At 38.0% G+C, this 22,847-nt stretch carries 19 protein-coding genes; 11 read left to right on the plus strand and 8 right to left on the minus strand.

What is annotated here, in order from left to right; genetic code table 11:
- Positions 1-373 precede the first annotated feature (373 nt).
- The gene (locus N7931_RS12225) at positions 374-637 is read right to left on the minus strand and encodes a helix-turn-helix domain-containing protein (protein WP_262794417.1); all 264 of its coding nucleotides are present in this window, start codon (positions 635-637) and stop codon (positions 374-376) included.
- 116 nt (positions 638-753) lie between these two features.
- Between N7931_RS12225 and N7931_RS12230 the strand changes: the two genes are divergently transcribed.
- The 6 genes from N7931_RS12230 (at position 754) to N7931_RS12255 (ending at position 4,677) form a co-directional block, all read left to right on the plus strand.
- On the plus strand, positions 754-963 hold the full coding sequence (locus tag N7931_RS12230; protein WP_262794419.1) for a hypothetical protein: 210 nt from the start codon (positions 754-756) through the stop codon (positions 961-963).
- A gap of 60 nt (positions 964-1,023) precedes the next feature.
- Complete coding sequence (locus N7931_RS12235; protein ID WP_262794420.1) at positions 1,024-1,401, plus strand: hypothetical protein; 378 nt, start codon at positions 1,024-1,026, stop codon at positions 1,399-1,401.
- A gap of 487 nt (positions 1,402-1,888) precedes the next feature.
- Positions 1,889-2,089: a helix-turn-helix transcriptional regulator gene (locus N7931_RS12240; RefSeq protein WP_262794422.1), complete on the plus strand. Its 201-nt coding sequence runs from the start codon at positions 1,889-1,891 to the stop codon at positions 2,087-2,089.
- A gap of 8 nt (positions 2,090-2,097) precedes the next feature.
- Positions 2,098-2,883 carry a replication initiator protein A gene (locus N7931_RS12245; protein WP_262794423.1) on the plus strand — a complete coding sequence of 262 codons (786 nt, stop codon included), beginning with the start codon at positions 2,098-2,100 and terminating at the stop codon, positions 2,881-2,883.
- 435 nt (positions 2,884-3,318) lie between these two features.
- A complete protein-coding gene (locus N7931_RS12250; RefSeq protein WP_262794424.1) occupies positions 3,319-3,672 on the plus strand; it encodes a hypothetical protein in 354 nt (117 codons plus the stop codon).
- A gap of 240 nt (positions 3,673-3,912) precedes the next feature.
- Positions 3,913-4,677, plus strand: coding sequence for a phosphoribosyltransferase (locus tag N7931_RS12255; protein ID WP_262794426.1), 765 nt, complete (start codon positions 3,913-3,915; stop codon positions 4,675-4,677).
- Between the two features lie 271 nt (positions 4,678-4,948).
- On the opposite strand, the gene N7931_RS12260 is transcribed toward N7931_RS12255, so the two are convergent.
- The 3 genes from N7931_RS12260 to trmJ all read right to left on the minus strand — a co-directional run bounded on the left by N7931_RS12260 (position 4,949) and on the right by trmJ (position 8,366).
- Positions 4,949-6,265 carry a tyrosine-type recombinase/integrase gene (locus N7931_RS12260; protein WP_262794427.1) on the minus strand — a complete coding sequence of 439 codons (1,317 nt, stop codon included), beginning with the start codon at positions 6,263-6,265 and terminating at the stop codon, positions 4,949-4,951.
- Between the two features lie 551 nt (positions 6,266-6,816).
- A complete protein-coding gene (gene cysE / locus N7931_RS12265; protein WP_262794429.1) occupies positions 6,817-7,632 on the minus strand; it encodes a serine O-acetyltransferase in 816 nt (271 codons plus the stop codon).
- 11 nt (positions 7,633-7,643) lie between these two features.
- Positions 7,644-8,366, minus strand: coding sequence for a tRNA (cytosine(32)/uridine(32)-2'-O)-methyltransferase TrmJ (trmJ, locus tag N7931_RS12270; RefSeq protein ID WP_262794431.1), 723 nt, complete (start codon positions 8,364-8,366; stop codon positions 7,644-7,646).
- Between the two features lie 139 nt (positions 8,367-8,505).
- Between trmJ and suhB the strand changes: the two genes are divergently transcribed.
- The 4 genes from suhB to N7931_RS12290 all read left to right on the plus strand — a co-directional run bounded on the left by suhB (position 8,506) and on the right by N7931_RS12290 (position 13,846).
- Positions 8,506-9,309 carry an inositol-1-monophosphatase gene (gene suhB, locus N7931_RS12275; RefSeq protein WP_262794432.1) on the plus strand — a complete coding sequence of 268 codons (804 nt, stop codon included), beginning with the start codon at positions 8,506-8,508 and terminating at the stop codon, positions 9,307-9,309.
- Between the two features lie 258 nt (positions 9,310-9,567).
- Positions 9,568-10,821, plus strand: coding sequence for a S1C family serine protease (locus tag N7931_RS12280; protein ID WP_262794433.1), 1,254 nt, complete (start codon positions 9,568-9,570; stop codon positions 10,819-10,821).
- Positions 10,812-11,819, plus strand: a complete 1,008-nt coding sequence (locus N7931_RS12285) for an FHA domain-containing protein (RefSeq protein WP_262794434.1) — start codon at positions 10,812-10,814, stop codon at positions 11,817-11,819. The genes N7931_RS12280 and N7931_RS12285 overlap by 10 nt, the downstream gene beginning before the upstream one ends.
- A gap of 26 nt (positions 11,820-11,845) precedes the next feature.
- Positions 11,846-13,846 (plus strand): OPT family oligopeptide transporter, encoded by a 2,001-nt coding sequence (locus tag N7931_RS12290; protein ID WP_262794437.1) that lies wholly within the window; start codon positions 11,846-11,848, stop codon positions 13,844-13,846.
- Positions 13,847-13,950: 104 nt separating this feature from the next.
- Here N7931_RS12290 and N7931_RS12295 read toward each other — a convergent pair whose 3' ends face one another.
- From N7931_RS12295 to glp, 3 genes are all read right to left on the minus strand, one after another.
- Positions 13,951-15,132 (minus strand): hypothetical protein, encoded by a 1,182-nt coding sequence (locus N7931_RS12295; RefSeq protein WP_262794438.1) that lies wholly within the window; start codon positions 15,130-15,132, stop codon positions 13,951-13,953.
- A gap of 163 nt (positions 15,133-15,295) precedes the next feature.
- Positions 15,296-18,496 carry an Ig-like domain-containing protein gene (locus N7931_RS12300; protein ID WP_262794439.1) on the minus strand — a complete coding sequence of 1,067 codons (3,201 nt, stop codon included), beginning with the start codon at positions 18,494-18,496 and terminating at the stop codon, positions 15,296-15,298.
- A gap of 124 nt (positions 18,497-18,620) precedes the next feature.
- Positions 18,621-19,835: a gephyrin-like molybdotransferase Glp gene (gene glp / locus N7931_RS12305; protein ID WP_262794441.1), complete on the minus strand. Its 1,215-nt coding sequence runs from the start codon at positions 19,833-19,835 to the stop codon at positions 18,621-18,623.
- Positions 19,836-19,926: 91 nt separating this feature from the next.
- On the opposite strand from glp, the gene N7931_RS12310 reads away from it, so the two are divergent.
- Entirely contained in the window at positions 19,927-21,807 is a 1,881-nt protein-coding gene (locus N7931_RS12310) for a methyl-accepting chemotaxis protein (RefSeq protein WP_262794443.1), read from the plus strand.
- Between the two features lie 88 nt (positions 21,808-21,895).
- Here N7931_RS12310 and N7931_RS12315 read toward each other — a convergent pair whose 3' ends face one another.
- Positions 21,896-22,828: a LysR family transcriptional regulator gene (locus tag N7931_RS12315; RefSeq protein WP_262794445.1), complete on the minus strand. Its 933-nt coding sequence runs from the start codon at positions 22,826-22,828 to the stop codon at positions 21,896-21,898.
- Positions 22,829-22,847 lie beyond the last annotated feature (19 nt).

Genomic DNA, 22,847 nt, shown 5'->3' on the forward strand with positions numbered 1-22,847 from the left:
TCTGGCGTACTGAAGTCTTAAATCTTCTAATAGTAAATCCGTTGTCTGTTTTTAGTCTGAGAGCCAACGTTCAATAAAAAGCGAACTAAGATCTGCTTATCGCTCATTTTGAAATTTTAGCCTACTATTTATACCTAGCAGTTTGTAATACTTTTTATCGTGGAAATTGGTACGAATGATTCTCAAATTTATGTTAATGTGTCAGTTAATAAAATTAGTTTATTAGAGGTTCAAATGAATTTATATCAATGGATTACACTTGGTTTATTAACTTCTACGGTTTTAGTGATTGCGATTGGATTATACTGGATTGCTAAGAGCGGGAAAGAGTAAGCTATTCGTAACTCAATTTTGCATGCCAAATTGAGTCATCCTACACTGTCCAAGCTAGAATTTTATCAGCCAGTTCATCTTCAATACAATAAAGAAATGCAGTTGGGACATTTAAAACAATCGACAGCGCAATTACTGTTTTAAAATCCGGTGTATGAACGCCCCGTTCGTATTGGTTCATCCGAGCAGATGCAACAAATTTATCCATCCCAGCCAATATTCCTAACTGCTTTTGAGATAGACCTTCTTTTAACCTTGCTTGTTTGAGCCGTTTAGGAAACGGTGAATTATCATTAATTTTCAATTATTTTTATTTTGTGACTTGAAAACTAAGATTTTCTTAGCTTTAATTGAATCTGGATACTAAGGAATACTTAGCAATAAAATTAGGCATGCCTAATTATTTTCGAGGAAATGACTATGTTAGAAACTTTTGTATGTGTGTCTGTAGGGATTCTCTACTTGTTGATTAGTATATTTACCGCTGATGATCAGTCATCCAAAGCAAATGAACAACTCGATAAACTTGATGATGGTATGGGAAATATTATCGCAGATGGCGAGCATATGACTCTTGAAGAAGCTGAGGATGCACAATCACGTGGTGAACTTTATGACACCTATTACTAATCATTTAAAGAATAGGCTAATGAGCAAAATTAGGCATGCCTAATTTCAAGGAGTAATGTAATGCTACTTTTAGACCTATACAAAAAAGTTGAGCTAAGGCCATTCATCCCTGTAGTAGGTGAGTTTCAAAGCCGCTTAGCTGGTATAGAGGACGAATGTGAACCATTAGGCCTGCTATTTGAGAAAGAAGTGCAATCAGAGCAAGAAATGTTTTTTGCTTTAATTTCTCAAAAAGCACTGGCTTTCGAAGTGACAAATGAAATGGGTGAGGTTTGGGATATTAGATTAGAGCCTTTCTCTCACTTCAAATCTCGAAGCAAAAAAATTACCTTCCCTTTCATAGGCTGTAATGCTCAGAAGCTACAAAATATTAGTGAGTGGATTATTACTTTGTGTAATTGGGAAGGAACTTTTTTATACTCAAGTGCAAAGCATTAACCGAGATATCAATTATGACTTTATACGAATGGTTTCAAATGTGGGTATTTATTGTGTTAGCTATCCGAGTTACCCGGCACTACTACAAATTTAAACACCAGCTTTTTCAAGCGATTAAAGAAGGTAAAATTTAATAATGGCTGCTGTCTTTGCCGGTTGCACTTTAATTTTAGGAGTAGTGATGTTCTTTGCATTGCTATTTCACTTTAAGACTAAAAAAATAAATAAAAAGCATTAAATTTTGTTTCTACACAATAAATTTGGCATACCAAATTAAAACCATATTTTCCCTCCTAATTTTGCGTAAAATCTAAACCTATAACTTCCCACTCTCCCATTTTTAAAGGGCTAAAAAACCCTTTTCATTTCATCCTAGTTTTTCGAAGATTTTTCTGTTTGTAACTAATTACAATGTTCTTTCAGTTAATAAATGCTGTGTTTAACTAATCGCTAAGCTCAGCAAAACTATAAGTTGAGGTTCATTTGTATGGAAAAAATGTTTTATCGTTCTGAAGAAGTTGCAGATTTACTTTTTATCAGCAAGCAAGCGTTGTTTAATCAAATATCTAAAAATAAACAAGGCATGGGTAATTACCAGTTGCCTCCATATATTAAAATCGGCTCTCGCTTGTTGTTTCCGGTTGATGAATTTCATGAATGGTTAGAATCACAACCACGTTTTAAGTGATTACCGATATGAAATGCTCAACGACAAAAGTGAGTTTAAAGTCAGATATGTTTTCCATGGTGTGGCCAGTTTTTGCCTTAGATGGGAAGTCTAAAGACGCTTTGGATTTTGAATATAAAGGTGTGTCAATCAAAATTGTACCGAGTGTTATGGGGCGTGCGACAGTTAAAGATAAAGAAATACTTGTTTATTGTTTAAGTCATATAATGGCAATGAAAAATGCTGGAATACCTCCCAGTAATACAGTTTATTTTACTACTTATGAGATACTCAAAGCCACAGGAAGGGGAACATCAGGTAAAGAATACAAACTAATTGAAAAGGCCTTATACCGTCTTGCGGGGACATTAATTACTACTGATTATCAATTTAATGGTCGCAAGATTCCGGAAAGCATGGGGCTTATTGAAAATTTTAAATTATTTGATAACCACGGTTTAAATGGCTGGCAGATAACATTACCAGAATGGCTAATTGAGGTAATTGATGATAATGAAGTCTTAACGTTACATCCAGACTATTTTTTACTTAAAAATCCGTTTGAGCGCAGGTTATATGAAGTATGTCGTAAACGTTGTGGTAAGCAACCTAAGCATGAAATTAAATTAGACAATTTAAAAAAGAGAATTGGCATTAGGCTCTCAATTCCAGCCCTAAAAGCTCGGCTAATAAAAACGAAGAGAATTTTAGATTATAGGCTCAGAGTTGAATCAGACAATTTGCTCATTTTTTTTGATTCAGAACACGGTCGAAAACAACTGGCTGCTTACGATATAAGGTTAATATCAAAATAGAATCTTAGGACTATCGTACTTTTAACGTTGGATAATATCGTGCTTTTGATAAAATGATATCGTACCTTTAAATTTTGATTTTCGTACCTTTAATTCGTTTTATTCTCTACGAAGCACGTTTTTATTGTTATTGAGCCGTTTGTAACGGGCTAATTTTACTAAACAATTAATTAAACAAAAATATAAACTTAGTGTGTGAAAAAATGAATATACGAAATATAAAATAGGTGTGATTAATTGCTTAAGCTACCTACATACAGCATATTAATACATTTTATTAACGCTACGAAGGGATTTGCCACTTAGTTTTTTGCAAGATATTGGGATATATTTTCCATTCAAGTATTAAGGTTAAGTTTTAATATCAGGTATTAAAACTTTTTAATTATTATAAGTAACCTTATTATTAAAGTTATGTTTTATTAGGGATTAAATATGAATTCTTTTTTATATTATGTTTCGAATGGAGTAGCGCTTTTGGTGACGCTTGCCCCACTTATTATCATTCTTATTGTTTCCACCAGAAAAATATTTCCTAGGTTCAGTCAAATTTTATTTGGCGTTGCGTTCATTGTTTGGGCTTGCATTTGTTTTGATTACTTCTCGGACTCTTACTCACAACTTACTGCTGTTACACACAAATCAGATCAGGAGTTGGAGCTTAAAACTGATCTATTAAGGGCTTTCGGTATGTGGATATATGCAGTACCAGCTATCTATTTAGGTATTGGTGTCAGCATGCTACACAATTACATTAGATTTAGAATAGAGCAAAGCAAAGATAAATAATTTTTGTGGGATAGTTGAAACCTAGTTCCGGCTGACTCTCCATTTTCTGAACCTACATCTGCATCGATATTCATATGCTGAAATTATTAGCTTTTTCATAGAAGGCAACTATCGGGTTTAATTTATACCAAAGAAAATAGGTTGCGAGACGCGTCTAAAACGGAATCTAAATTGGTTGACCGTTAAAATCAGCCTTAATTTTATGTATCATATTCAAAATTAATAAGAAGTTGTTTGTAAATGTCTGCTAAAATCGTTTCTCTCGCCGAGTATCGGGAAAGATTACAAAAAATAGAAACCCGTGTAGCTTGGAACGATTTTCCTCCTGTCTTTATTTTAAGCCCATTAGGGACCGCTAAAAATCATTCTGATTACGATGATGCTAAAAAAAATGGAGATAACTCTGCGGCTCTACGATTAGTAAAAGATATTGTTCCGAAAAATAAATTAAAGGACTTAAAAGAGAGACTAGGGAGTTCGACTGCTTTGATTCTCCCTGTACATGCTATTGAAGAATTTGGAACCAATAAAATTCCAGCGGCCTTAGCCTACTACTTGTCTGTAAAGTTAGAACTTAAATTCTGCGGTGATATAGTACAAGCAAATAAACCTCAAAGAACAGATAAAGGTGCATTCTATCGTTTATCTCAATATCCATTTTTTGATGGGGATGTACAGCCAGGAGCGGATTATGTTATATTGGATGACACATTATCGATGGGTGGGACTTTTGCTTCCTTAAGAGGCTATATTGAAAACAAAGGCGGTAATGTTATATTAGCGGTTGCCTTGACCGGACACGAAGGCGCTGCTTTACTTAATATTAAAGAAGCGATGCTTAAAAATATACGTGATAAGCATGGAGATGAACTCGATGAGTGGTGGAGAAAAGAAGTTGGCTTTGGTGTGGATAAACTCACGCAAGGTGAAGCAGGACACCTCAAGAAAGCCCCAAACGTTGAAGAGATCCGAAATAGAATCATTGAGGAACGACCTCAAGGATAGTTATGCTGCGTTTGCTAGAAGTGATTCTGAACTTATTGAAGCATAAGCTAGTGTTGAGTAGTAGCCGTGTCGATATTCGCCTTCTGAGCCTAAAATAGATAAAGCATGTATTTAGTGTACTTATCTAGGGACACAGTTTAAATTTCTGATTGATTTGATTTGTGAAACGGATGTTGCATTAAGACTCAATTATGATTCCAACTGACTATCAGGTTTGATTAAACTAAAACAATCAAACCTGGCAGACGAATTAAAAAATTATTTAACTGTATTAACTCAGCAAAGTACTCATCAACTCAACCTTTTGTTCCTTAGTGAGGCTTGCTAGCAAGCTTTTCATTTCTGTTATTTGATTTTTTGGCTCTTGCTCAATAAGGCCTGCATATTCAGATATTTTGTTCGCGACTTTTTCAGCGGGATCTCGGAGTTCCTCAGCCGTTAAAATCGTATATCCAGCAGTTACATCACTTTGATCCGTTAAATGGTTTAAAAGGCGTTTCAGGCGGTAACCGGATATGCCATTACTTTCGGCAATGGATGCAAATGTTCGGCGTAAGTCATGCAACGTTATTTGAACGTCTGCTTCTTCGCATATTTTCGCAAGTGTTTTCTTAGGCTCAGTTAACCAGCCTTTGCCGGTTTCTTTGCCAAATACAAACGGTGATACCTGATATTCTTTTCTCCGTTTAAAAATTTCCACAAGCTTTGGTGTCATCGGAAACTCAACGTCTTCACCATTTTTGGTATCTTTTAACAAGTACAGCTTATCCTCCAAAAATACCTGAGACCAAGGGAGTTGCAGCAATTCCATTTTTCTCAGGCCAGTATAGGTTACAAACTCAATGTAATCACAAAACGCGACACGCTCGTTCTGACGATATTTAATCGCGTCTTCACGCAGATTATTCAGTGCCTCAAGAAATGGTTTTAACTGCGAGCGGCGTAAACGAGTTGTTTTGCGTTTAACCTTATTCCAGGCTCGCTTTTCTGATAATACGTGTACTGGATTTTCCGGAAATAGTGAGCGACCTTCAGATGATTTGTATTCAGCTTTGGCAAAATTAAATAATGCCCGCATCATGCGCATAGTTAAATTGGCTTGGCCAAGGCTTCGTAGTGAAATATCACGGTGGCGTTTTAAGATCATCATCTGGCTGATATCGGCTAAACGCTTGGTATGCCAATCAGTTAAATAGCAATTCATGGTTTGCTCATAGCCCCTTACAGTAACGGCTTTTAGCTCTCTGGATTGGAGGTAAGAATTAAAAGCATCATTTAGAGTAACTGATGCGGCTCTGAACTGGCGTTTTGTATCATTTGGATTGATGCCTTCTGCAATGTCGGCCATTACTTTTCTAGCCAGACGCCTAGCATCATCCAGCGTAATTGACGGAAAATAGCCAAGAGTGACGTTAATTGGAGTCGTGCGCCCAGGTATTTTTTTATAAACTCTAAATGACTTTTTACCTGCTATAGTAACGTCTAAAACTAATCCTGATAGAAGGCTATCAAAATAGCGGGTTCGTTGTTTTTTAGTATCGATCTTTTCCAGTATAAGTTCAGTAAAACGGAATTTATTGTCTGACATTGGTGCTACCTCTGTGCTACTTTGAGCGCATTTTTTAACGTTCTGAAATATATGAAGATTTATGCACTAGAGGCCGAGGTTGTTCAATAACCCTATGATATAAATACTAAAATTAGTAAATAGTTATATCAGAAAGTAAGTAAAGGTAAGTGATTGATTTCATACTCATAATCGTTAGGTCCCCAGTTCAAGTCTGGGAGGGGCCACCATTTCATAGGCATTCCCAAGTAAACAACCACTAACTAAAATAACTCTGTGCTACCTCTGTGCTAATAAGTGGTTATCTGTATTAGAATGACAGCTATTTTCGGCTCATAAGGATAGATTTTTAGAAGTAAGAATCTTAATCTGTAAATAAAATTCTTTTATTAAGTCGATTTAAGTAATTTAAATTACTGATTACCTTTAATCTAAATAGATATAAAAACTATTTGGTCTTGTCTTCCACATCAGTACAACATAGTGGCTTTTAGAAGCTAGAGAAGTATTAAAAACAGCAGCGCTGCACATTAAACAGCGCAACGCCTGAATTTGTTTAAAGAGTAGAAGAATTAAATTTGTGGATCAAACGCTTCATGACGATGAGTTCTGTCTCGCGCAGCATTTTGCTCCGCTTTCACAATATCATCATCATCTATGGTTAATCCTGGAATGGCTTTATCACAAACGTCCCCACCAAGTTTTTTAACTTCGCGGCAAAGCTCTATCACTTTGTTATCCATCATGTGCATGTGATCTAAAATTTTACCGATATGATTAGCAACCGGATCTGGATTATCGTCGCTAACGGCATAGGCATCAAATCCATATTTTTTAGCAATAGCGCTACGCACGTCATCTGTTTTGCGTTGTGATTTAGGCACAACGATTCGCCCGGGTATGCCAATACAAGTTGCATCAACCGGCACATCTTTGACAACCACAGAGTTAGAACCAATTTTGGCATTCTCACCAATATAAATTGGACCTAATACTTTGGCTCCAGCGCCAACCACAACCCCGTTTGCCAGCGTTGGATGGCGTTTACCCTGATTCCAACTGGTGCCACCTAAAGTAACACCATGATATAAAGTACAATCATCTCCGATTTCAGCGGTTTCGCCAATCACGACTCCCATGCCGTGATCAATAAAAAAGCGGCGACCAATAGTCGCTCCCGGATGAATTTCAATGCCGGTTAACCATCTGGCTAAATTTGAAATAAAACGGGCTAGCCATTTCCAGTTTCTTTTATATAAAGGATGACTCAGTCTATGCCACCAAATCGCATGCATTCCCGGATAATTAGTTAATACATCAAAAAAATTACGGGCTGCCGGATCTCGATGAAAGACAGATTGAATATCTTCTTTTAGTCTCTCAAACATAGTGCAATACCTTATTTTTTAGTGAGTTTATCAACTGAAGCTAAAATACCACGTAAAATATTTAACTCCTGAGCTTCTGGTCTTGCCCGGTTAAATAAACGTTTTAACTTAGCCATCACCTGCCCTGGATGATTTTTAACAATAAAATCTGTCCCAACCAAAGTTTGTTCTAAGTGAAGATAAAAACGTTCCATGTCGTCAACCAATGGATAAGGGGTTTCCTGCTTTTCAAACTCTTGCTGCTGTAAATAAGCCATGCGAACTTCATAACACAAGGTTTGCACTGCCGCAGCTAAATTTAAAGAACTATAATCTGGATTAGCCGGAATAATGGCATGAAAATTTGCTTTTTGTAGCTCTTCATTATTAAGACCATTATTTTCACGACCAAAGATAAGTGCAACTTCGCCTTCATCGTGCTGAGCTTCTTGAATCAATTTAATTCCCGACTCTCTCGGGCTTAACTCTGGCCACGACAAAGTACGGCTACGGGCACTGGTCGCAATCACTAAACGACAACCCGCAATTGCTTCATCTAATGTTTCTACAATTTTCGCATTACCTAATACATCTGTTGCACCAGCAGCTAACGCTGATGAATGGCTATCTGGTTTAGAAACCGGGTCAACCAACCATAAATTAGATAACCCCATGGTTTTCATTGCTCGTGCAGTTGAGCCTATATTACCAGTGTGAGAAGTATTAACTAAAATAATGCGAATCTTTTCAAGCATATACAAGTGTCCTCTAAATTTGAGCCGCTATTCTATCACAGCCATGCTTATTGTTAACCGAAAGCCTAGCGAATTTAGTTAATTTACCTTATAATGCGCACCGATTTTTTTAGTTCTTTTACATGACAGGGTAAGACAAATGCATCCAATGCTAACCATTGCTGTGCGCGCTGCGCGCAAAGCGGGCCATATTATATCTCGTGGCTTTTCTGAATTAGACCGAGTAACGGTCGAAAACAAAACTGAAAATGATTTTGTAACCAATATAGATAAAGAAGCTGAACAAGCGATTATCTCAACAATTCAACAATCTTACCCTGATCATAGCTTTATCGGCGAAGAAGGTGGTCATCAAACAGGTTCAAACCAGGAATATGTTTGGGTAATTGATCCACTCGACGGCACCTCTAACTTTTCACGTGGCATCCCACATTTTTGTGTTTCGATTGCACTTAGAGTAAAAGGCAAAACTGAAGTTGCGGTCGTTTATGACCCTATCCGTGATGAATTATTCAGCGCAGTTCGTGGCCGTGGTGCACAATTAAACGAGTTTAAAATCCGTGTTGCTAAGAAAAAAGAAATGGCTGGCACTATTTTAGCGACTGGTTTTCCTTTCAAACAAAAACATCATTACGATGCTTACATTGGTACTTTTGGCGCATTATTTAAAATTGGTGGTGATATTCGCCGCGCTGGTGCTGCCGCTTTAGATTTAGCTTATGTGGCTGCTGGCCGTTACGATGTATTCTGGGAGTTCGGTTTAAAACCTTGGGATACCGCAGCAGGCGAGTTATTAGTACGTGAAGCTGGCGGCATGGTGACCGATTTAGTCGGTGGTCATAACTATTTCCAATCTGGCAATATGGTAGCTGCTAACCCAAAACTTTTAGCCATTACCCTAAAAGAAATTCAGCCGTTTTTAACGCCTGAACTAAAAAAATAAGCACCATAAGGCTCAGTTAACTTAACTGAGCCTGCTTTAATTTCAAATCACCGTTTGGTTTGGGTTTAATATTTTTACACCTTTCTTTTTATCCTTTACTTTTTTCCTCTATATTTATTCTGTTCGATTTGTTATCTTCAAGCTTGAACTTATTTGGCAGTTTACAATCTCAAGTTTGACATAAGCTATTGTTTTAACAAACGATACACTGTTAACCAGCCCTACGGTTAATTTATAACAACAAGAAGTTATCATTTTATGAAATTTAAACACTTATCCTTTTTTTATGGGTTATGTTTCGTTTTATTAAGCAAATACAGTTTTGCTCAGAACAATGCCGACACCCTGTTTCAGGAATACGAAAAAGCAGTATTTCAAGTTCAACTCATAGAAAAAAACAGTAATAAAAAATCAGCTATTGGCTCAGGTTTTGTCATTCAACAAGGCCAGATCATCACAAATTATCATGTTGTTTCTGCTTTTATTCATAGCCCTGATCAATACCGGATTGAGTTATTAACTCAGGACAGCCAAAACATTCCTGCTCAGTTAATTAATTTTGATGTTATTAACGATCTGGCTATTTTAAAAGCTGAGTTACATTCCCCGATCAAATTAAGCCTTGCCAATAGTCATCCAAATCAAGGGGAAGATATCTTCTCGATTGGTAACCCTCATGATTTTGGCATGATAGTCTCACCCGGCACATACAATGGAATTACAGCCCATAGTTTTTATCAGCGTATCAATTTCACCGGTTCAATTAATCCGGGGATGAGTGGCGGCCCTGTGTTGAATCGCCAAGGCGAAATTATAGGGGTAAATGTCGCAACCGCCGGTAATCAATTAGGATTTTTAGTGCCTTTAGTTAAGCTAACGGATTTACTGGACAAAACATCTACAGCAATTCAGCCTGAGTTATATAATCAGCAAATTTATACCAGCCAGCAAAATTTATACGAGACTTTGCTCAATAAAGACTGGCCGGCTGCTAAACTCGGCCAAGCCGTTGTTTTAAACGAAATTGCGCCATTTATTCCTTGCTGGGGACAATCCAATGCAGAAAACGAAAAAGCTCAGTTTAGTGTGAGTGAAATTAATTGTGCCAGTAAAGAAAAGCTTTATTTAAGTCATAATTTTCAAAGTGGTAATATTGAAATTCAATTTAGCTGGTTGGATAAAGAAAAACTCAATGCAATTCAGTTTAGCCAGTTATTAGAAGCCTCATTTTCACATGCAGGTCCGGGTAATGCGGCAACTAAAAAACATGTCACCAATTACCATTGTAATCAATCTTTTACTCAACCAAATAACCCTAATGCCAGCTTTAAAACAACTTACTGTGTCCGTAATTATAAAAAATATCCGAGCTTGTACGATGTTTTATTAATGGCTGTTTCTGTGCATGATAATCAAAAAGCATTAATGAGCCATTTTACTTTATCTGGTGTCAGTCAGGAAAACGCACAAGCATTTAGTGAGAAGTTTTTAGGAGCGGTTCAATGGAATTAATTATTCAGGTGTTATCCCGCTCAGGTAAAGTAGATGCTCAGCATAAAATCAATGCAAATCAAATCAATATCGGCCGAGCTTATGATAATCAGGTCATTTTAGAAGATATTCATGTCAGTGAGCATCATGCCAGATTAAGCTTCAATGAAGCAGGCGAAATTCAAATTGAAGATTTAAACTCGCTTAACCATTTATATGATCACAATAAAAATCAGCTTGAAGGCAAAACCCTGATTAACAGCGGAGATGAATTTTATTTAGGAAAACTTAGATTAAAAATACTCACGCCAGATCACCCTGTGGCCTCAACGATTGCGCTAACAAAAAGTGAAGCAACTGCCGAGCTATTTTCCAGCAAACGTTTAAACATCTTGCTTGTTGCCGCTTTATTAGGGTTATTTGGCTTACAACAATATCTAACCTTTTTTGGTGAATTCCAGCTAAAACAATTATTTACTCCATTAATCGGTCTAGTTGTGGCTTTATCTATCTGGCCTATTTTCTGGAGTTTATTGTCCCGATTTTTTAAGCACGAAGCCAGGTTTTGGGCACATTGCGCAACCTTAATTCTCACCTTGCTATGCAGTGAGCTGATCACAGGTTTAAGCACTTTTATTGGGTATAATACCAGTGCAGATTTAGGCTTAGGTATTCAACTAGCAGCCGAATTTATTATTGTATTTGCCTGTTTTCGTTTTAGCTTATATCTGTTTAACCAAAAAATGGATAGTCGCCAGTTATGGCTGAGTTTTTCACTCACCTGCTTTTTATTCTCTTTAGTTGGTTTAAGCTATTACGCTAAAAACCGGGATTTTAGCGCTGTACCAGCCTATTCCGGCACTATCTTGCCTAATCAATTTTTATTTAAACAAAGTGAATCGATTGATACTTTTGTCCAAAATAACCAAAGTTTATATGCCAAAGCGCAGTTAGAAGCCGTTAAAGACCAAACAGACTCAGATAGTGATGATGAAACCACCAGCGACTTAACAGAATAAGCGTTAACCCAGTAGCAGGTTTAATTATGGATAATAAATACAAAACAGCGTTAAACATTAAACCACCCAGCGAGTTTAATTTTCAAACCATCACGCTGGCTATTATTTTAGCCATAATATTAACCGCCGCTAACGCTTATATTGGGTTATTAGTTGGTATGACAGTGTCAGCCTCTATTCCGGCTGCTGCGCTGAGCATGGCAATAATGAGCTGGCTTAAAAACAGCAGTATTTTACAAAATAATATGGTGCAAACATCGGCTTCAGCCGGTGAAGCGCTGGCTGCAGGGGTTATCTTTACGGTTCCGGCACTGGTATTAATGCAGGCATGGCAAAACTATGCTTTTTTCCCTATTTTAATTCTGGCTTTGAGTGGAGGTTTATTAGGGGTTATTTTTACTATTCCGCTACGACGCGCACTTATTATTGACCAGCCTCTGGCATTTCCTGAAGGGGTTGCAACCTCTGAGGTGTTAAAAGCCGGTTTTGAATTATCACAGCAAGACAATAATCCCAAAAGTTTATTAGGGGTTCGCCACTTATTACAAGCAACCGGAGTTAGTGCGTTATTTAAATTAATAGGCACTGGGTTCGGTATTTTTGCATCTGGTAGCAGTTGGGTTGTTCCTGCTTTATCCGGCAAACTATTAACCAATTTTAGTATTCAATTTAGCCCAGCCATTTTAGGTGTTGGCTATATTGTTGGTTTTAATATTGCAGCTTTGGTATTTATTGGCGGTTTAATTGGCAGCTTGATTGGCATTCCATTAAGTTGGCATTTGCAAACTGATTTTTGGCTAAATCAAATTGCGCCCTCCCAGCCACAGTTGACTCAGTTGCAACCGCAAGACTGGCAGCAACTCAGCCAATTAATCTGGCAAGACAACCGAAAATTAGGGGTTGGCGCTATGCTAGTGGGTGGAATTTGGTCTTTAGTACAAATTATCAAACCCGTTTTTTATAGCCTTAAAATGAACCTGGTTTCATTTAAACAATTTAATGCGCAAAACAGTCCTCAAAATGATAAAGATCTGCCTTTACCCATTTTATTATGTGCAATTCCACTGCTAGTTTTGCCGCTCATTTATTTAATTTATCCGTTGTTAAATCAAACCGAACACGCCCTTTTGTATAGTGTGATTTGGGTTGGGTTGTTATTAATTTTTGCATTTGTTTTTTCCTCTGTTGCAGCTTATATGGCTGGTGTGGTCGGCAGTTCAAATAATCCTATTTCAGGGGTAACTATTGCAACAGTATTAATTAGTGCGCTTATCTGGTTTTATTTATTAGCAGACAGCCCGCTCAGCCAGCAATTAGGTGGTTTAATTGTGATGTTTCTGGCCTCGGTTATTTGCTCTGCTGCGGCCATTTCCGGCGATAATTTACAAGATTTAAAATGTGGTCATATTCTTGGTGCGAGCCCGTGGAAACAGCAAGTTTTTCAAATGCTCGGAGTATTGGTAGCGGCAATTGTTTTGCCATTTATTTTAATTTTACTCGACAATAGTTACGGCATTGGCCGTCCGAGCTTAGCTAACCCACACGGGGATTTTTTAGCTGCGCCGCAAGCAGCTTTAATGCAAGCACTCACCACAGGTATTTTTGAGCAAAGCATTGACTGGTTGCTCATTAAATTAGGCGCTTTAATTGCCATTGTGATTATTGTTTTAGATTTAATTTTGAAAAAAATAAACTCAAACTTTAGGTTGCATGTGTTGGCAGTTGCGATTGGCATTTACTTACCTTTGGCACTCGCGGTCAGTTTATTTATTGGCGGCTTATTAAAGTTATGGATAGACAGAAAAGTTAGATTTAAATCGGATCAGGAGCAAGCTCAACAAAATCAAAATGCATTATTATTAGCATCTGGTTTAATTACCGGTGAGGCTTTAATGGGCGTTGGGCTAGCTGTTTTTGCCGGCTTTATCATGCCTCTGCCCAAAACCATTGAATTTGCAGAATGGACAGGGCTTATCGCATTCTTTTTGGTTTGTTTATATCTTTATAAACGTAGCCGCGATGTTTAATTTGCCGGTTAAGCTGAGCTTTAAGATGCAACTCAGCTTAACTTTTTATGCGTTGTTTAACCTCAACTCTAGCCTCAACTCTGGATAAGCAGTTAGCTAAAGCATTACCATGCGTAATTTATGCCTAAACTAAATACTAATGCTTTAGCCTGCTCAAAATTGGTTGTTTCAGATGCTAACGCAAAATTAATATAATCATGTTTAGCTCTAAACATAAACGCCTCAGTTTTAGCCTGATAGCCCAACTCAAAACGGGTATTAAACCAAGTTTGACCAATCCCTATTGACGGGTAATTCGTATCATTTGCAGCATACACTTCAGCCCAAACTGGCACTAACAGCTCCGCAGATAAACGCAATTGAGCCTGTGTAGAAACACTTTGGCTAAATTTACCATCGGCATATTCACCACTAAAACTAGGGTTAATGGTAAAAGAGCCATCTGGATTAAATTGCTCGTTTTGAGTATTCAAGCGGCCAATCGTTTTGCCCACTTTTTGGTAATTAAACCGGCTGTACACATCATAAATATTCGCGTCAAACCGCCAGCTATCTGAAATTTGATAGCTAAACTGCATATCCAAATTAAAACCATGACCATCGGTTTGCCAACGGCCATAACATCCGGCAACTGGCGGATCGCTCACTTCACAATTGGCGCGATCAAGCAAAGCATCTTTAAAATAGTTGTAATCAATATCGCCAGTTACTTCAAAACTGTCATCTTGCTGATTTGCATGAAAAACCCCATTAATATTTCCATTTTCCATGTGCTCAACATCCCAATAATTAGCCGAAACAGTGAGCGTTAAATCCTGATATTGCCAGCGATACCCTAACCCTATCCCGTTAGCTCTCACATGATTGGCAGAAAATTTAAGTTGATAATCATTTTTATCGACTGGTCTTTCGTTTCTATCCAAAAAGAATAACTGCGCTGCATCTGGGGTAAATTCGATATTGTAATCATATCTGGCTGATAGCTGGAAAAACCAATTTTGCCAGCCGGCTCTTAAATGCGCTCGGTTATGGGTTAATGCCTGCCGCCCTGCTTCTGGTTCGTCAGAATAGCTCGATTCCCGCCCTATTCTGGCAACCGGAATCACCCCACCAAATGTTTCGATTACCGGCATGACTTCACTGTAACTAAATGAATCTAATATAAATTCAAGTTGATATGTTTTTTTATGCTGTGGCTGAGTATGTTGTTCTGTTTGGGCCAATAAATTTGGCGCGATAAAAGCCAAACTCAGTGCGGTTAACGGATTTATTATTGTTGTTTTCATTAAAATAAAACTCTAGCGAAAAGGTTATGCCTGAATTCAAGGTACATGCTTAAAACAAACGGAGAATAAATAACAGGAAAAAGAGGGCTTAAATGCCCTCTTTTATTCCTGTTTAATGACTTTTGATTGCGCTCAAACGGATAGCTCAATATAAATTTAAAACTTAATAAAAAGTTTCAAATCTATTTGTACCTGTGTAGTGCACTTCAACCAAACCGTCTTCGGTTTGCTCAAAAGTTGCTAGCAAGGTATTAGCCTCATCATCTGTGCGGATCTCAGCAATAATGGTTTTGTCATTTGCTTCACTCAGGCCCTGCTCATTATAATGAACCACCAAACTATCATTATTTTTAATCGTCACTTGATCCTGATTTTCAGTATCATGAGTCACCACTAAAGCACTGTTTGCATCTTCTAATTCAATTTTGACTTGTGCTTGCTCATAACCGGTTCGCATCAATGTCAGCGTAATTTTGCCTTGCGACTCAACTTTAGGATTTGCATAAAAAGCCAAACTCGCAGCTGCATTTAACCAGTTATCTTGATCTTCAATATCAAAATCCGCATAAAAACCACTATCCGAATATTCAATATCAACGCCATTTGGTAACGTATGCAGTTTTGCATTACTAATACTTAAACCAAAAATAGCTTCAAATGTATTGGTTTCATTAGTGGTAAATTTACCTTTAGCAGTCACATCGGTTGGTAAATATAAATTCATCTCACTGACTTGCTCAGAGTTATCGTCTGCGTCTGTCATTCTCACTTCGACCATTTCGCCTTTGGTTAGGGAGAAAGTTAATCCGCCGTCAAACTCAACCATTTGAGCTAATTCGTCTTGAGCTTGTTGTTTTAAATTAACCGTTAAATCAAACAGAATTTCTAACACTGTGTCTTGTGCTTCGTCTGTATTTGCTCGACCTGCAATCACAACATCAATTAACGAATTTTCTGCAAATGATACACTTAACCCACCGGCTTCAAGCATGCCTTGATTAATCACAGCTTTAACTTGTTTTTCAATAACTTCACTGGTTTCATCTTCTGGAGCAGGTACAGTAAATTCAGCATTTAAATTTAGTTTATCTTCACCTTGCATAACATCGGCAATAATCATAGCTTTATGATTAACCACCTGCTGAACCGTAATCATCCCACTTAAACTGGCATCATAATCTGCACTGTTAAACTCAGTTGCATCAGTCTCGCCGTTATTTATATCCGCCATAATCTGCTCAACCACAACAGCGACATCCGCGACAATAGTTGCGCTAGTTAGGTTTTGCTCAAAAATAGGTGCTGCGGTTTCAACCACTTTCAGCATGGCTTGGGTATCTTCGACTAAAGTGCCCGCGCCTTCAAAATCATCTGGGAATAAATAAGCACCCCAGTTGCGTAAATCCTGCACCATTAACATGGCTTTGCCGGTTGGTTCATTGGTGCCAACCTCAACATTCACCATCGCATTTTCAATAATGCCGGAATCAGTGGTTACCTGATAACTAAAGCTATCAGAGCCAACTGCATCACCAATTGGCTGATAAGTTAAAACACCATCTGCGGTAATGCTAATTTCGCCTTTTTCAGTGGTTAAAGTATCTGCTTCAACCGACTCATTTAATAACTTAACGCTTTGAATAGTTCCAGAAAACTTATCGTTATCCAACACGTTAACGCTGCCGGTTTGATATTGCGCAATATTAAGTTCATCATTAATCGCATCAGTCACTGGGGTGATGGTGTAATTAAAGCTGCTTTGCTCTGTATTACCGTCTGTCAGGTTAACTTGATAAGCCAGAGTATCGGTTCCGTTAAAATCAGCATTAGGCGTATATTTAATATTAGTGCCTTCAATTTCAGCAGTACCATTTTGAGGGGCAGTTATAATTTCGATACTTGCAACATTGCCTGCATCTAATGGACCGATAGCCGATTCAGTACGGCTTTCATCTTCAAATAATTCAAAGTCACCGCCAAGTACATCATCCTGTGCGGTTACCATCACTCTAACTTTAGCGGTAAAAGTTAACTCTAAAGCGGTAACGGTATAAGTAAACTCATCTTCACCGTTGTAGTCAGGATCTGGAATATAATTAATTTTACCATCAACAATACTAGCGCTACCGTGCATCGGCTCAGACACTGAGGTTAAGCTAATTTGAGCACTTGAATCGTTAATAATCGCCAGCGTGTCATTTGCCAGCACATCAATTACAATTTCACCGTTTTCAGAGACTTCGCGCTCATCGGCAACTAATTTGCCCGTCACGCTAGCGCCAGTTGGAATATCTGTAATATCATTTTGATCAAACTCATCACCAGCTCTGTCGCTATCACCAGCGTCATCAATATCCTGCTGAGTTTCTAAAATCATATCGGTAATGGCTGAGCTAATCCCTGTATTACCTTGAAAGGTGTCATTAGCAGCCGTAATGGCTGCGGCTTTATCCGTTTCAGATAAATCTGAATTTTGAATAGATTCAATAATTTTACTTTGCAGTTTGGCATTCAAATTTTTAATTTCGGCTAATGTATCCGCAAGTGAAAGAACCGCTTCGCCTGAGCCAGCTTCTGCAACTTTAATCGTCCCTTGATTGCTTGCAATATCTTGCGCTGACAACATTAAAAAATTAACAAAATCGTTAGACTGAGTCGCTTTAGCTGCTATCGCAGAGGCAATCGCGGCGGCCTGAAAAGCTTGAGCTGAAACATTTTGCAATGCACTATGGCTGGTGATATCAACCACTTCAATTTTAGAGACATCGACACCAGCGCCAAAATTAAATAACTCTGCTATTTGGGTATTTACCGCAAAAATTGCATTTTCTAAGTTGATATTGTTTGAACCAGCTAATGTTTGGCTCAATAGCATGGCTGCAACGTTAGTTAACGGTGTAACATTGGTGGTCAGTTGGGTGGTTTCTTCATCGCCTTTGGTTGCGTTAGCAACTGCCGACAATTCAAAATTTGAGTTTAAAACAAAATCTGAGCCAAACGCTGTTTCGCCACAATCATCCACAACATCACACAACATTGTGGTATTGCTACCCGCGCTAATCACAATTTTAATTGCGCCTTCGTAATCGTCTGCCAGTTCAGCAGCATAACTACCATCATCTTGAGTAAATACATCTGCCGGTGTTGTTGCAAGTTGCTCACCGGTAGAACCGTCACTATTGAGTTTATAAACTGATACAATCCCTTGTTTTATAATCCCTTTTGATGCTTTCCCTGATACCGCAATAACACTATTATCGTCAGGTGTTTTTTTATCATCATCGTCATCATCAAAACAGCCGAAAAGTGCTGTACTGGCAATCCCGATTAATATCGCTTTTTGAACCTTGTTAGATATTTGCATGAGGCTGATTCCACTTATTATTAATTTTGGGGATCAACCATAGCTGCAAAAAATGACACCAAGATGAACAAATTAAGTCTAATTAATAAACAATTTCATCTTTAAAAAAACGGAAAAAATAACGTTAAAATGGCTGCACTTTTACGGAATCGCCCTCTTTAAAATCACAACTTTCAGCTTCTAAAATAATATAACAATCCGCTTTAGAGACAGATGAAAGCACACCCGAACTTTGTTTTGGAGTAGGCTCTACACCGATAATTTTGCCGTTTTGACACACTAATTTACCACGTTGAAAATCTTTACGGCCGGCACGTTTTTTTATTTGACCAATTAAAGGCAAGTCTAATATTAAGTTAGGTGAAACATTATCTGCACCAGCTAAATAGGCCAGATTCGGTTTAACTAATTGCTCAAAAGTCACATAACTGGAAACCGGATTGCCCGGTAAACCAAAAAATATAGCTTCACCTAAAGTGCCAAAGGCAAAAGGCTTACCCGGCTTAATCGCTAATTTCCAAAAGTTAATTTTACCGATTTGATCTATCACCTGTTTGGTATAATCCGCTTCGCCCACCGATACACCACCGGATGAAATAATAGCATCACAGCTTGTTGATAAACGGATAAAAGCCTGTTTAATATCTGCAAACGTATCGGCGATTACCCCTAAATCAATAATGTCTATGTACGCATTATCCAGCATTGCTTTTAACATCGGCCGGTTACTGTCATAAATTTGCCCCGGCATTAATGCTTCGCCAGCTTGTTTTAATTCATCACCTGTGGTGAATAAGCCCACTTTTATTTTTTGATAAACCTTAACTTGCTCTAACCCTAACGAAGCTAACAAACCAATTTCTGCGGGCTTTAAAACCTGCCCCCGATTTAAAATAACTTGGCCTTGATAAATATCATCCCCTTTAAGGCGAATATTTTGAGCCAGTTGTGCAGGCTCTGTTAATTCAATAAAGTCGCCATTTATTTGGGTATTTTCCTGCATCACAACTGAATTCGCACCATTAGGCACTACTGCGCCTGTCATAATACGGACACACTCACCTGCTTTAATAGCCCCTTGGAAAGGTTGACCTGCAAATGCTTTACCTACTACTTTATATTGTGTGCAATTTGCCAAAACAGAGAGCGCATAGCCATCCATAGCTGAATTGTCATAAGGCGGAACATCTAGTGGTGAAACAATGTCTTGTGCTAAAATTCGGTTATGTGCCTGAGAAACAGATAAAAGTTCAAACCTTAAACTGGGTTGAATTTGCTCGCGCATATAACTAAGCGCAGTTTCAACGGGAAGTAACCCTTGAGTGTCACAGCAGTGCATATTTTTCCTCTGTAAAGCGATTAAGTGGCATTTATAAATTGCCAGACTAATTTATACATTTAACGCCTATTAATCTAGGATGGTACCTTAGATGAATTTATTTACTAAATTTACAATTAAACAGCGTAGTTACCTAAACATCGCTATCTCGTGCTTGGGTATGTTAACCGTTACAGGGTTAATCATTATTGAATTTGATCAATTAAATGCACTTAATCAGGATAAACTTAAAATCAGTGAGTTAGAGTCCAGCGTATTACAACTGAGACGCGCAGAAAAGGATTTTTTTGCAAGAAAAGATTTAGCTTATGTGGAACAATTTGAAATAAAGTCGGATGACATTATTGAGCAGGTTAGTCAGTTGAAAGTCAGTTTTGCCAATAAAAATATCCAATCTACATCTCTGCAAAATTTTGAAGACAAAGTCATAAAATATCAGAAAATTTTCCATCAAATAGTGCAAACCCAACAAATAATAGGCTTAGACCATATATCTGGTTATTACGGCAGTTTACGAGATGCTGTCCACCATATTGAGTCGTTAATTAACGAACAAAATAATGACGCATTATTAGTAGAAATGCTTCAGCTACGCCGGGCTGAAAAAGATTTTATGCTCAGGTTAGATCAAAAATATTTAGATAAGTTTGATGCTTTAGTACAACAGTTTAAATTAGATCTCGCAGATGCAGATATTAATCCAACTTCGATTGAACAAATCCAAGCAGCATTAAAACAATATCAGCATGATTTTAATGCCTTTGCTAATGCTTACAAACAACAGGGCTTAACAGCTTCAACCGGCCTAAATGGACAAATGCGCGAAACAGTATACCAAACAGAAGAAAGTTTGGCTGAACTATTGGCTCACACAAATGCAGCAATTGATAGCGAGTATAAAAGTATCATCTTAAACGGCTTAATCTCTTTGACTATTGTGATTATTATTTTAGTCATAGCTGCATATTATTTAGCACGTAGCTTAACTAAACCTCTTGATGAATTATGTAAAACTATCAATCAAATTCGAGCGTCAAATGACTTAACTATACGTTTGGATGAATCCGGTAATAATGAAATCAGCTTTTTAAGTAAAACTTTCAACCAACTACAAGCTGATTTTGCCGCCGCTATTGGTTATATCAATGCAACGACCGCTGAATTAGATAAAACCATGGCACAACTGGCCAAAATGACCGCAGATACCCGTAATTATATGCAGGAGCAGCATACTCAGGCCGATATGGCTGCAACCGCAGCAACCGAAATGCAAACTACGGTAGCAGACATTGCTAAAAATACTGAGGCGGCGGCCAGTAATGCGGCTAATACAGCCCAGTTAACCTTACAGGGTAAACAACAAGTTGATAAAACAGTTGATGTGATTAGCTCGTTAGCGGATCATTTAAATAACGCCAGTGCCGAAATTAACCGGCTTGAAGATGACAGCCGAACCATTGGCAGCATTATTGGTGTAATTCAATCGATTGCAGAACAAACCAATTTGTTAGCTTTAAATGCGGCAATTGAATCTGCCAGAGCTGGTGAACAAGGCCGTGGCTTTGCGGTTGTTGCCGACGAGGTACGCAATTTAGCAATGCGCACGCAAGAATCTACCAAACAAATAGAATCAACAATTACTCAGCTACAAAATCGTTCGACCGCTATTGTTAATTTAATTCAGACTTGTCTGGCAAATGGTGAAACTTCTGTAGAACAAGCGATGCAAGCTAACCAGATGCTTAATCAAATTCAAAACGAGATAAACTCGATCTCAGATATGAGCACTATGATTGCGACCGCTGTAGAAGAACAAAATGTTGTAACTGAAGAAGTAAACCAAAATGTAGTCAGAATCCGAGATATATCGGACGAAATATATAAAATGTCAGAAACCAATACTCGAATTAGCCAATCGATTAATATGAGTTTAACTGAGCTTCATCAGTCGGTTGATAAGTTTAAAGTATAACAACCCAATAAAAAACGGTGGTTAATAATAACCACCGTTTTCTGCTCTAGTTATTTATTTCCGCGCTACTTCAAAATTGAATCAAAGATTATTCCGCAGCGACTTCAGCAATTAATCGTCTTAACCAGATATGGCTCGCATCATGATGCAATAACGGGCTCCAGATCATATCCAGTTTAATTTGCGGTAAATCAAATGGCGGCTCCAGCATCACAATATTTGGATCATGCAAATAATTAGCGGTTGAACGTTTAGGTACAGTCACCATCAACTTTTTCGCCATCGCTAATTGAATCGCAACATGATAATTACGGGTAAATACTCTGATTTCACGGCTGCGGCCAAGTGATTCTAATTTTTCGTCAACCCAACCTAATTTAGAAATATCCGTAGGATCCATCCCTAAACCGACCCCAAAACCTGTTTTACTCACCCAAACGTGCTGAGTTTGACAATAAGCATCTAACCCCCAGTTTTCAATTACTGGGTTTTCTTTATGGGTTAAACACACAAATTTATCAGTCCAAATCACTTTTTGGTGGAATGATAGCGGCAAATCATCAAACCGGTTGATTGCCATATCAATTTTACCCTCTTCCACATCGTGGAAAGTAACATCACTTGGTGTCATCACATCCAAAGTAACATTTGGGGCAAGTTCCTGTAAGCGGGAAAGTAAAGCCGGTAATAAAGTAGAAGCCGCATAATCGCTGGCCATAATGCGAAATACCCGTTTACTGGTTTCCGCCTGAAACGGATCGGTTGGTTGCAGTGCTTCTTCTAAATCTAATAAGATACGACGCACTGTCGGCTGTAATTTACGAGCTTTTTCAGTGGGAGACATACCGTCGGAAGTACGAACCAAAACCGGATCGTTTAATAACTCTCTGAGGCGTTTTAAGCCATTACTCATTGCTGGTTGAGTGATACCTAACTGCTGTGCAGCGCGGGTTACATTTTGTTCCCTGAGCAAAACATCAAGGTATATAAGCAGGTTTAAATCAATTTTTGATATATTCATTTGTATTATCAACCGTGGC

The organism is Catenovulum sp. 2E275, from assembly GCF_025515275.1.
Classification (GTDB): domain Bacteria; phylum Pseudomonadota; class Gammaproteobacteria; order Enterobacterales; family Alteromonadaceae; genus Catenovulum.

Bases quoted from the DNA above. Each gene is read 5' to 3' on its own strand.
- N7931_RS12260 (WP_262794427.1), bottom strand. From the start codon at position 6,265: ATGTCAGACAATAAATTCCGTTTTACTGAACTTATACTGGAAAAGATC.
- trmJ (WP_262794431.1), bottom strand. From the start codon at position 8,366: ATGCTTGAAAAGATTCGCATTATTTTAGTTAATACTTCTCACACTGGT.
- N7931_RS12230 (WP_262794419.1), top strand. From the start codon at position 754: ATGTTAGAAACTTTTGTATGTGTGTCTGTAGGGATTCTCTACTTGTTG.
- N7931_RS12315 (WP_262794445.1), bottom strand. From the start codon at position 22,828: ATGAATATATCAAAAATTGATTTAAACCTGCTTATATACCTTGATGTT.
- N7931_RS12310 (WP_262794443.1), top strand. From the start codon at position 19,927: ATGAATTTATTTACTAAATTTACAATTAAACAGCGTAGTTACCTAAAC.
- N7931_RS12255 (WP_262794426.1), top strand. From the start codon at position 3,913: ATGTCTGCTAAAATCGTTTCTCTCGCCGAGTATCGGGAAAGATTACAA.
- N7931_RS12285 (WP_262794434.1), top strand. From the start codon at position 10,812: ATGGAATTAATTATTCAGGTGTTATCCCGCTCAGGTAAAGTAGATGCT.
- N7931_RS12240 (WP_262794422.1), top strand. From the start codon at position 1,889: ATGGAAAAAATGTTTTATCGTTCTGAAGAAGTTGCAGATTTACTTTTT.
- suhB (WP_262794432.1), top strand. From the start codon at position 8,506: ATGCATCCAATGCTAACCATTGCTGTGCGCGCTGCGCGCAAAGCGGGC.
- N7931_RS12250 (WP_262794424.1), top strand. From the start codon at position 3,319: ATGAATTCTTTTTTATATTATGTTTCGAATGGAGTAGCGCTTTTGGTG.
- N7931_RS12290 (WP_262794437.1), top strand. From the start codon at position 11,846: ATGGATAATAAATACAAAACAGCGTTAAACATTAAACCACCCAGCGAG.
- cysE (WP_262794429.1), bottom strand. From the start codon at position 7,632: ATGTTTGAGAGACTAAAAGAAGATATTCAATCTGTCTTTCATCGAGAT.
- N7931_RS12300 (WP_262794439.1), bottom strand. From the start codon at position 18,496: ATGCAAATATCTAACAAGGTTCAAAAAGCGATATTAATCGGGATTGCC.
- N7931_RS12235 (WP_262794420.1), top strand. From the start codon at position 1,024: ATGCTACTTTTAGACCTATACAAAAAAGTTGAGCTAAGGCCATTCATC.
- N7931_RS12295 (WP_262794438.1), bottom strand. From the start codon at position 15,132: ATGAAAACAACAATAATAAATCCGTTAACCGCACTGAGTTTGGCTTTT.
- N7931_RS12245 (WP_262794423.1), top strand. From the start codon at position 2,098: ATGAAATGCTCAACGACAAAAGTGAGTTTAAAGTCAGATATGTTTTCC.
- glp (WP_262794441.1), bottom strand. From the start codon at position 19,835: ATGCACTGCTGTGACACTCAAGGGTTACTTCCCGTTGAAACTGCGCTT.
- N7931_RS12280 (WP_262794433.1), top strand. From the start codon at position 9,568: ATGAAATTTAAACACTTATCCTTTTTTTATGGGTTATGTTTCGTTTTA.